The organism is Planctomycetota bacterium, assembly GCA_035384565.1.
Taxonomy (GTDB): Bacteria; Planctomycetota; PUPC01; order DSUN01; family DSUN01; genus DAOOIT01.
The window spans coordinates 1-8,241 of sequence record DAOOIT010000124.1; the positions used below are offsets into that span (position 1 = coordinate 1).

At 66.6% G+C, this 8,241-nt stretch carries 6 protein-coding genes and 1 other RNA gene; 1 reads left to right on the forward strand and 6 read right to left on the reverse strand.

Annotated elements, in window-relative coordinates:
• The first annotated feature begins 397 nt into the window (after window positions 1–397).
• Window positions 398–1,564 carry a hypothetical protein gene (locus PLE19_23245; protein HPD17865.1) on the forward strand — a complete coding sequence of 389 codons (1,167 nt, stop codon included), beginning with the start codon at window positions 398–400 and terminating at the stop codon, window positions 1,562–1,564.
• A 116-nt stretch (window positions 1,565–1,680) separates the two neighbouring features.
• On the opposite strand, the gene PLE19_23250 is transcribed toward PLE19_23245, so the two are convergent.
• The 6 genes from PLE19_23250 to rnpB all read right to left on the reverse strand — a co-directional run bounded on the left by PLE19_23250 (window position 1,681) and on the right by rnpB (window position 8,068).
• Window positions 1,681–2,928, reverse strand: coding sequence for a PQQ-binding-like beta-propeller repeat protein (locus PLE19_23250; protein ID HPD17866.1), 1,248 nt, complete (start codon window positions 2,926–2,928; stop codon window positions 1,681–1,683).
• A 2-nt stretch (window positions 2,929–2,930) separates the two neighbouring features.
• Entirely contained in the window at window positions 2,931–4,829 is a 1,899-nt protein-coding gene (locus PLE19_23255; protein HPD17867.1) for a glycoside hydrolase family 55 protein, read from the reverse strand.
• A 181-nt stretch (window positions 4,830–5,010) separates the two neighbouring features.
• A complete protein-coding gene (locus tag PLE19_23260) occupies window positions 5,011–5,643 on the reverse strand; it encodes an HNH endonuclease (protein HPD17868.1) in 633 nt (210 codons plus the stop codon).
• A 138-nt stretch (window positions 5,644–5,781) separates the two neighbouring features.
• Window positions 5,782–6,741, reverse strand: a complete 960-nt coding sequence (locus PLE19_23265; protein HPD17869.1) for a hypothetical protein — start codon at window positions 6,739–6,741, stop codon at window positions 5,782–5,784.
• Window positions 6,742–6,747: 6 nt separating this feature from the next.
• Window positions 6,748–7,563, reverse strand: a complete 816-nt coding sequence (locus PLE19_23270) for a TIM barrel protein (GenBank protein HPD17870.1) — start codon at window positions 7,561–7,563, stop codon at window positions 6,748–6,750.
• A gap of 104 nt (window positions 7,564–7,667) precedes the next feature.
• Window positions 7,668–8,068, reverse strand: an RNA gene (gene rnpB, locus PLE19_23275) — RNase P RNA component class A.
• Between the last annotated feature and the right edge of the window lie 173 nt (window positions 8,069–8,241).

The window sequence follows — 8,241 nt, forward strand, 5'->3', positions numbered from 1 at the left end:
CCTCACCCGCAGCGGCCACGGCCAGTCCCATTCAGAACCACATCGCAACCGCCTCCCCGGGTGTGGGCCGGAATTGTACGCAGGGCGGTTCTCTCTGGAGCCTGAAGGGCTCGCATGGGATAGCCCAGGGCAACGCCCTGGGTTCAGTGGGATTCACGGGTCCAGCCCCGAAGGGGCGAGATAGAAGCTCTCTATTCCGCCCCTTCAGGGCTGCCACGGGGTGGTCTGGTTCCCAGGGCGTCGCCCTGCGCTATCCCATTTCGCTCCTTCGGAGCTCCCGCAGCCACCTACAACGCCGGCCCACACTCAGCCCCCCCCTTGAATGCCGTGGCCTTTCGTGGTAGGGTCCGGGCCAATCTGACGCAACAGGTCGGGGAGCGGCACAAAGGAGCATGAGATGAGCACTCGGGCCCTGCGGCTTCTTGCGATAGGGGCATTGGGGCTGATTCTCCTGGCCGCCGGGAGCGTGCCGGGCGGCGAGGCCGGCGGCGCAGGCATTGACTGGAATCGGGCGCGGCAACTGATCGAGCGCACACGCCGCGGCGAGACTCTCTCGGCGGAGGACCAGGCCTACCTCGACAAGGCCCGGGCCGAGCGTCGCCGTCTCGGCCCCAACTGGCGGCCCGACGGCCCCCAGGGCCAGCCGCCCGAAAAGGGCAAGGAATCGGTCGGCCTCACGCCCCTGTGCGACCTCAAGGGCGACGCGAGGTACAAGGAGATGGAGGGCGGCCTCTACGGCGGCGGGCGGAATGAGCCGCCGGAGGCTCAGGCCAAGCTTGCCCAGGCCGCCGCAGCAGGCATCGCGCCGCTCGACCCCGAAGGCAAGCCGGCCGCCGACGGACGCATCGTGCTCCTGGCCATCGGCATGTCGAACACCACCCAGGAGTTCTCGCGCTTCAAGCAGCTTGCAGATGCCGATCCCGACAAGTCGCCGAAGCTCGTGATCGTGGACGGCGCTCAGGGCGGCAAGGATGCCGCGGCGTGGGTGAACTCGCCGCCCGTGTGGGACGAGGCGGACCGCCGTCTCAGAGCCGCGGGCGTCACACCCCAGCAGGTGCAGGTGGTGTGGCTCAAGCAGGCCCTCATCGGTCCGGGCCGGCGGGGCGAATTCCCCGCCCACGCCCGCGAGTTGCAGCGCGACAACGCGACGATCCTCACCATGGCCAAGGCCCGTTACCCCAACCTTCGGCTCGCCTACCTCTCCAGCCGCATCTACGCTGGCTATGCCGTCACGCCGCTCAACCCCGAGCCGTACGCCTATGAGAGCGCCTTCTCGGTGCGCTGGGTCATCGAGGAGCAGATGAAGGGCAAGGCGGAACTCAATGCCGACCCTGCCAGGGGCGAGGTGAAGGCGCCCGTGGCGCTCTGGGGGCCGTATCTGTGGGCCGACGGCACGAAGGGCCGCGCGGCGGGCGACCTGATCTACAACCGCGACGACCTCGCCGGCGACGGCACACACCCCAGCCCATCGGGCCGCCAGAAGGTGGCCGAACTGCTGCTCAGGTTCTTCAAGGCCGACCCATATGCCAAGGGCTGGTTCCTCAAACCGGCCACGCAGCGATGAGGCCGATCGTGTCCAGGTCGGATGTGCATACCTCCACACAGGCTCTCAGAGGAACCGGGATTCCGCGTACAAGCATGCACGCCCTGCCATGCTGAGCACATGGCTTCCGTGTGCGGTTATCTGGCGCCGATGCACCAGAGGAACTCGAAGTCGCGGACGAAGATGCGGCCACCCGAGACCGCCGGCGACGAGCCATTGCCCCAGCCGCCGAGATTGCCCCCGCCGATGATCTCGAGTTTCGGGCCGGCCTTCAGCACGTAGCTGGCGCCCGTGCTGACGAAGTAGACGCGGCCATCCGCCGTGGCGATGGGGCTGGCGAGCTTCGACACTTTGTCGAGCTTCTCGCGGAAGACCTCCTCCCCCGTGGCCACCATGCGGCACAGCACCTCGCCCTCTTTGGCCACCTTGTAGATGAAGTCCCCGCAGACAACGGGCGACGAGTAGTCGCCGGGGCTCTTCTCCACGCGCCATCTCAGGTGGGTCTTCTCCACGTCGCCCTGCCCGGTGGGGTCCACGGCGAGCGCCCACTCGTTGCCACCCTTGTCCACGATGACCATGCCTCCTGCGGCCACGGGCGACTCCCCGAAGGCGCGAGCTTTGCACCACCAGAGGGGCTCGCCCGTGGCGGGGTCGAGGCCCTGAAGGACGTTCTCGCAGGCAGCGATCATCTGGAGCTTGCCCTTCACGTCGAGGAGGAGCGGCGTGGTGTTGCACGAGCCGGTCTTGGGGCGCTTCTGCTCCCACTTCACCTCGCCGGTCTTCTTGTCGAGGGCCTGGATGTAGCCCTGGCCGCGGGCCTGGTCAACGGAGAGGATGACGGTGTCGCCGAAGAGGATGGGGCTTTGGCAGATGCCGGGGTTGAGGACGAATGGGCCTGGTCGCTCGTGGCGCCAGAGGAGCTTGCCGTCGAAGTCCACCGCGGCGATCACAGCGGAGCCGAACCAGCAGTAGACCGCCTTGCCGTCGGTGACGGGCGTGGGCACCGCGTAGATGGCGTAGCCCATCGGCTCCTTGCCCTGGGGGATGGGCGTGCGCCAGAGGAGCTTGCCGTCGCTGGCCTGGTAACAGGCCAGGTGGTGTTCGGGCACCTCCTTCTTCTCCTCCTGCTCGCGGTTCTGCTTGGCCGCGGTGGTGATGAAAACCTTGTCCTCCCACACGATGGGGCTTGAGTGGCCCGTGGTGCCTTTGAGGGACGCCTTCCAGAGAATGCCCTCGCCGCTCTTGCCGTCCCATTTCAGCGGCAGGTCCTTCTCATCGGTTGTCCCCATGCCGGTCGGCCCGCGGAAGCCTGGCCAGTTCCCCGCCAGGGCCGCGGCCGAGACGGCCGCCGCGAGAAGGAGCGCTGACAGCCTGAGTTGCGTCATCTTCACTTCCCCTCGAACGCCGTGACTAGTGGGAAGGCGCCGGCGTGGCCGCGGCCGCCGGCATCCGCATCGCGAACGCTCAGGTTCCGCGTCTCGCCGCTGCGGGTTTCGCGAATCACGATGTCGAAGCCCCTGTCCTTCACAAACGACAGGCCGCCGATGGAGAAGCACGCGGAGGAATTCTCGACGAGGAACATCGGTTGCTTGGACTTGATGGGCGGCCATGAGGAGTAGTTCTGGCCGCCAAGGAGTTCCGTGCGCCCACCGTCGCTAGTCTTGATGACCGTGGCCCCGCCGTTCTCGGTCTTCAGGCCGAGAATCCACAGGTCGCCGCCCTCATTGACCATGCCCACCTGGTTCGTTTCAGGGTTGATCTGCCGCATCCAGGCCTTCTGCCCCTTGCGGATGCGCCAGCCGGCGGAACACGAGTTCTCGACGAAGAGCTTGCCAGCGTTCGGCGCTGCAACATAGGGCACAGCGTCGGGCGACATGCTGCCTATGTCGCGCACCACCAGCGTCTTCGGCGTCGCGTGCTCCACCCAGGCGAAGTTGTTCCCCTTGCCCCATTCTACAACGGTGAAGCGTTCGATGGCCACGACATCGCAGGTCACATCCTCAATGCGGAACATCGGCTTGCCGGAGGTGCGGAAGGCGGGGGTGACGCACAGCGTGGTGTCCATGCCGAGGATCCGCCGCACCGAGCCGTGGACGCGAATGGTGTCGCCGAATCGGATCAGCCCCTCCTTGATTCCGCCGGGAATGCACACGGTGCTCTTGCCCTCCCTCGCGGCGGCGTCGAAGGCGGTTTGAAGCGTCGCCGTGTCGTCGTCCTTTGCCTTCAGCGCAGCAGGGTCAACGACCACCCACCGGTCGGGCGGGTCCCAGGGGACATCGGGCGTCTCCTCGAGGGGCAATCGCAGGGTGCGGCGCGGGCTGGGGAAGGCGCAGTGGGCTGCTTTGGGAGGATGCGAGACGTATTCCTCGACCGATTCGCCCTCGAGGTCGGGGATGCCATCGTTCTTGACGAGCTTGGCGTAGCCGCTCTGCTTGACATCACGGAGCAGGAGGATGCCCTGGTTGACGACGGCGGCATCGCCGTCGCCGCCGGCGAGGCTCGATTCGAGCAGGGCAATCATTCCGCCGCGGTCGGTGGCGAGGATGGCGGGCACCTTGTTGAGGCTCTCCAGCCGACGGATCGTGAGGGTGTGCCATTTGTTGCGGATGCCGGCGACCCGCTGGCCCCTCAGGGTGATGTGCTCGAAGGTCATGCTGAAGGGGCCGGGCAGCGCATCAATGCCATAGTCAAAGCCCTCGATGAGCACGTTCTTGATGAGGCCAGGCCCGGGCTCGGTGCGGGTGAGGTCGAGGCCCACGGCGCCCTTGCCCTCGGGGTCGCTCGACCGGATGGTCACGTTGCGCATGCAGCCGGTGTTATTGTTCATCCACTGGACGCCGACGGCGCCCGGGTTGCCCTTCCCCACGTCGAAGGTCATGTCGTGGATGGAGTTGTGGAACGCCATGCCCGTGGCCCGTCCCTCGAACATCGTGAGGAGGTAGTTCTTGTTCCCGGGGTCTTCGAAGTCGGGCGCGTTGTCGGCCAGGCGGATGATGGTGCCCTCACGCGATTCGCCCTGGAGGACGAGTTGCTTCGCCAGTTCGAGCTCGCGGCCGAACGTGAGCTTTTTCGTGACCAGGTAGGTGCCGTTGGGGAAGTAGAGGAGGCGCCACTTCCGCTTGTTCTCATCAATGGCCTTCTGGATGGCCGCCCAGTCGTCGGTCTTCCCATCCCCCCTTGCGCCGTACTGCGTGCTGACGTTCACCATGCCCGCGTTGTCGGGGAAGGCCCGTTCATCCGACGCGCTGGCGACAAGCGCGGCGAGCGCAAGCAGAGCAACGGTCATTTCAGCGTGACCCCCACGGTCGCGATGGCGTTGAAGCACTTTACAGGCTCCCCGGCTGCCAGGGCCACGGCAACGGCGCAGTACGCCTCCTGGTGGACCGGCAGGCAACCCGCAAAGCCATGCATCAGATGCGAACCGCCGGCCCCTGCGACGTGCAGCCAGCTCCCCGCGCGGCCCCCCGCTACGTGAGCTCCACGCTCCAATACGCGTCGTCCACGAAGTGGCGCCACGAGCGGTAGCGGCGGTCGCGAATGGTCACGCGGATGAGCGGCGAGCGCTTGGGCTTGTAGGGCCGGCGCACGAGCTTCATCCCGGCCTCCTCCGGCACGCGGCCGCCCTTGCGCATGTTGCAGCGCACGCAGCAGCAGACGAGGTTCTCCCAGGTCGAGGCGCCGCCACGCGAGCGCGGCACCACGTGGTCCAGCGTCAGCTCCGGCGTGGCAAAGCGTGCGCCGCAGTACTGGCATCGCCCTTCGTCTCGGGCATAGATATTGCGGCGATTGAACTTCACCGCGCGCTGGGGCAGACGGTCGTAGATCAACAGGCGGATGATCCGTGGCACCACCACCTCGAAGTTCACCGCCCGCACATAGTCGTGTTCGTCTTCGGGGAACTGTTCACGCAGTGCCGAAAGCTGGCACCAGCTCTCCAGCGTGTGGGCCTCGAAGCGGTCGTCTGCGAGGTGGATCACCTCGGCCACCTCGCGGCACAGCAACGAGAAGGCCCGCCGCGCGGATACCACGTGGATCGGGAGGTAAAGCTTGTTGAGCACCAGCACGCTGGAGTCCAGCGCGCTGATCGCCTCGGCAGACATGGCCCAGTCCTCGCAAGCACTTGTACCTAATGCTAGCACAACGGAACAGGCTTTTCAAGGTCCTGCGCAATTCGCCCACCCGCTGCCAAAGCGGCGGGGCGCACCGTCGCCCAAGCAGCGTCGGACGCGCTGCCTCGCCTACAAGGCCGTGACAAGGTACAGAGCGGGGATCACGGCCGCACAGGCCAGGGTGGTGACGACCCAGGACGAGTTGGCGAGGTCACGGTCCAAGTCGAAGAGGTTGCTCACCACTGTGGCGAAGATGGCAACGGGCATGGCGCCCTCGATCACCGCCACCCGCCACATCAAGCCGCCATAGGCGCCCCACTGCCCCAAGAGCAGCACAACCCCCGCGGCGCTGAGCGGGCCGAAGAGGAACTTGGTAGCCGCCAATCCCAGGATCTCCCGCCAGTAGTGGCGCACGCGGCTCACGCGCAACGTGAGACCTATTGCGAATGAATGCAGACTCACCACACCGAACACGGCCACCGCGTTGACCGGTCGCACCCAGGCCGGCACCCAGACGCCCAGGGCGTTCAGGCTGAGCCCAACCACGAGGCCTGAGAGCGGAGCGAGCACGACCGGGTTCTTGGCTACTCCCCGGAGCGTTGCCCCCACGGTTGCCTTCTCCGCCTGGCCATAGTGGCTTGCCAGCACAACGCCCATTGTGAAGCACACCGGGATGAAGTGCGCTGTGTAGAGCACCGACAGCCCTTGGCCCTGGACGCCGAGGAACTGATAGCAGATGAATCCGCCGAGCGACATGCCGATGTTGGACATCATCCCGCAGTTGAGGTAGGCGCCGCGCCGCGCCCCGCGGAGGCCGAGAAGCGTGGCGCCCATGGCGGCCATGGCAAGGAGGCCCAGCGAGACCAGAGCCCCCACCACGGGCACCACGGCCGCGCCCCCCACCGAGGGGATGCCGAGCAGCCAGCAGCCGACAAGCACCGTGATCGGCTCGAGGGTGAGGAGCGTAGTGCGCGAGATACGCTTGCTGACCTCGGGCTGAAGCAGCATCAGCTTGCGTGCCACGTAGCCGAGGCCCAACGGCAGGTAGATGCACGAGGCGAGGATCGCGAAGCGGGTCTCGGGCAACATCCTGCGTCACAGGCCCCCGAGGAGGCCGCGGATGTACGCCACATCGTCGCGGGTGAGCGCGCGAAGCTGCTCCAGGGAGACGTTCTCGTACTCGCTGTGGAAAGTGAGCGGGCCATCGTAGGCCGCGTCGCGCAGTGCGCGCAGGGTCTCATCCCAGTTCACCAGCCCCTCGCGCAAAGGAACCAGCTCGCGCCGCCACACGGGTTGCCCGTCCTTCTCCCTGCGCACGTGCAGCATGGCCTTGACCGCGACGAGGCACAGATGTTCGCGCGCAATATCCACCGCCATGCGGATCGGTTCGCCATTGATGCTCAGGTGGCCGGGGTCCAGGTAAACGCCCACGTAGCGCGGGTCGAAGCCTTTGACGAGGTGCATGGCGGCCGAGGCGTTGAGGCCGAAGAAGGCATCGCTGTGGGTGTGCACGGCCACACGCACGCCATGCTTCTCCGCCAGCCGCTGGAAGCCTTCCAGGGCATGCCGAATGCTATCCACCTGTGCCCAGTAGCCGGGCTTCTGGTAGAGCCAATAGCCGAGCTTGATCTCGTGAATGCCTGCTTCGCCGCACGCCGCGAGCATCACTTCCGCCAGCGGAGGCGTCGGGTCGGTGAAGTCCCCAGGCGTCGTCACCATCGGCACGCTCAGCCCCATGTCCGCCCAGACCGCCAGCGCGCGAGGCAGTTCGGAGGCCACGTTGTCCGGGTTCACGCAATACCCGGGCCGTACGGCCAGGTCGAGGCCCTCGAGACCCATGCCCATCACTTCGCGCCCGGTGGCCTCCACGTCCATGCCCTTGAGGGACTTGGTGAAGAAGATCAGTTCCATGAGAAGCTCTCAGAAGGTGTGCCGGCGACACAACCGAAAGGACACGAAAGAGCGGAGCAGGCAAGACGACCGCGAGTCATGCGACTCTACGGGCATGAGAAGAAGGAGCAGAGCCGATCGTAAGCCGAGTTCTGTTGCCCTCCGCCCCCGTTCGGCGACGGAGAGCCGCGACCATCCCTCTGGGGCCGATGTTGCCACCGGCCTCGTGCTGCCTACCCGGGAGTCGTAGCGAGGCGGGCCACCTCTGCTCCCTGTTTGGCATTGCTCCACGCGGGGCTTGCCAAGCCGGCGTGTCGCCACGCCGCTGGTGCGCTCTTACCGCACCTTTTCACCCTTGCCCTTTTCCGCCTTCGCCGAGGCGACGGCGGACAGTTGGCGGTGTGTTTTCTGTTGCGCTGTCCCTGGCCTCACGGCCGGTGGGCGTTACCCATCGCGCTGCCCTGCGGAGCTCGGACTTTCCTCGGCCTGCGACGAAGCGCAAGCCGCGGCCGCGTCCTCGACTCTGCCCTGGCGTGATCATAGCCTGTGGCGCAGGAGAAGTCAACCAAGGACACTATCGGTTTGCACAAAGCGTGCGCCGGCCCTTTGCATCTCCTCGAGCGCCGCGGCCGTGGCCCCAGGCTCGATGCCTCGGATCGCGTCGGTCACCACATTTACCTGGTAGCCGTTCGCCCGCAG

Coding starts and splice junctions, on each gene's coding strand:
- PLE19_23245 (HPD17865.1), top strand. CDS start 398: ATGAGCACTCGGGCCCTGCGGCTTCTTGCGATAGGGGCATTGGGGCTG.
- PLE19_23270 (HPD17870.1), bottom strand. CDS start 7,563: ATGGAACTGATCTTCTTCACCAAGTCCCTCAAGGGCATGGACGTGGAG.
- PLE19_23260 (HPD17868.1), bottom strand. CDS start 5,643: ATGTCTGCCGAGGCGATCAGCGCGCTGGACTCCAGCGTGCTGGTGCTC.
- PLE19_23250 (HPD17866.1), bottom strand. CDS start 2,928: ATGACGCAACTCAGGCTGTCAGCGCTCCTTCTCGCGGCGGCCGTCTCG.
- PLE19_23265 (HPD17869.1), bottom strand. CDS start 6,741: ATGTTGCCCGAGACCCGCTTCGCGATCCTCGCCTCGTGCATCTACCTG.
- PLE19_23255 (HPD17867.1), bottom strand. CDS start 4,829: ATGACCGTTGCTCTGCTTGCGCTCGCCGCGCTTGTCGCCAGCGCGTCG.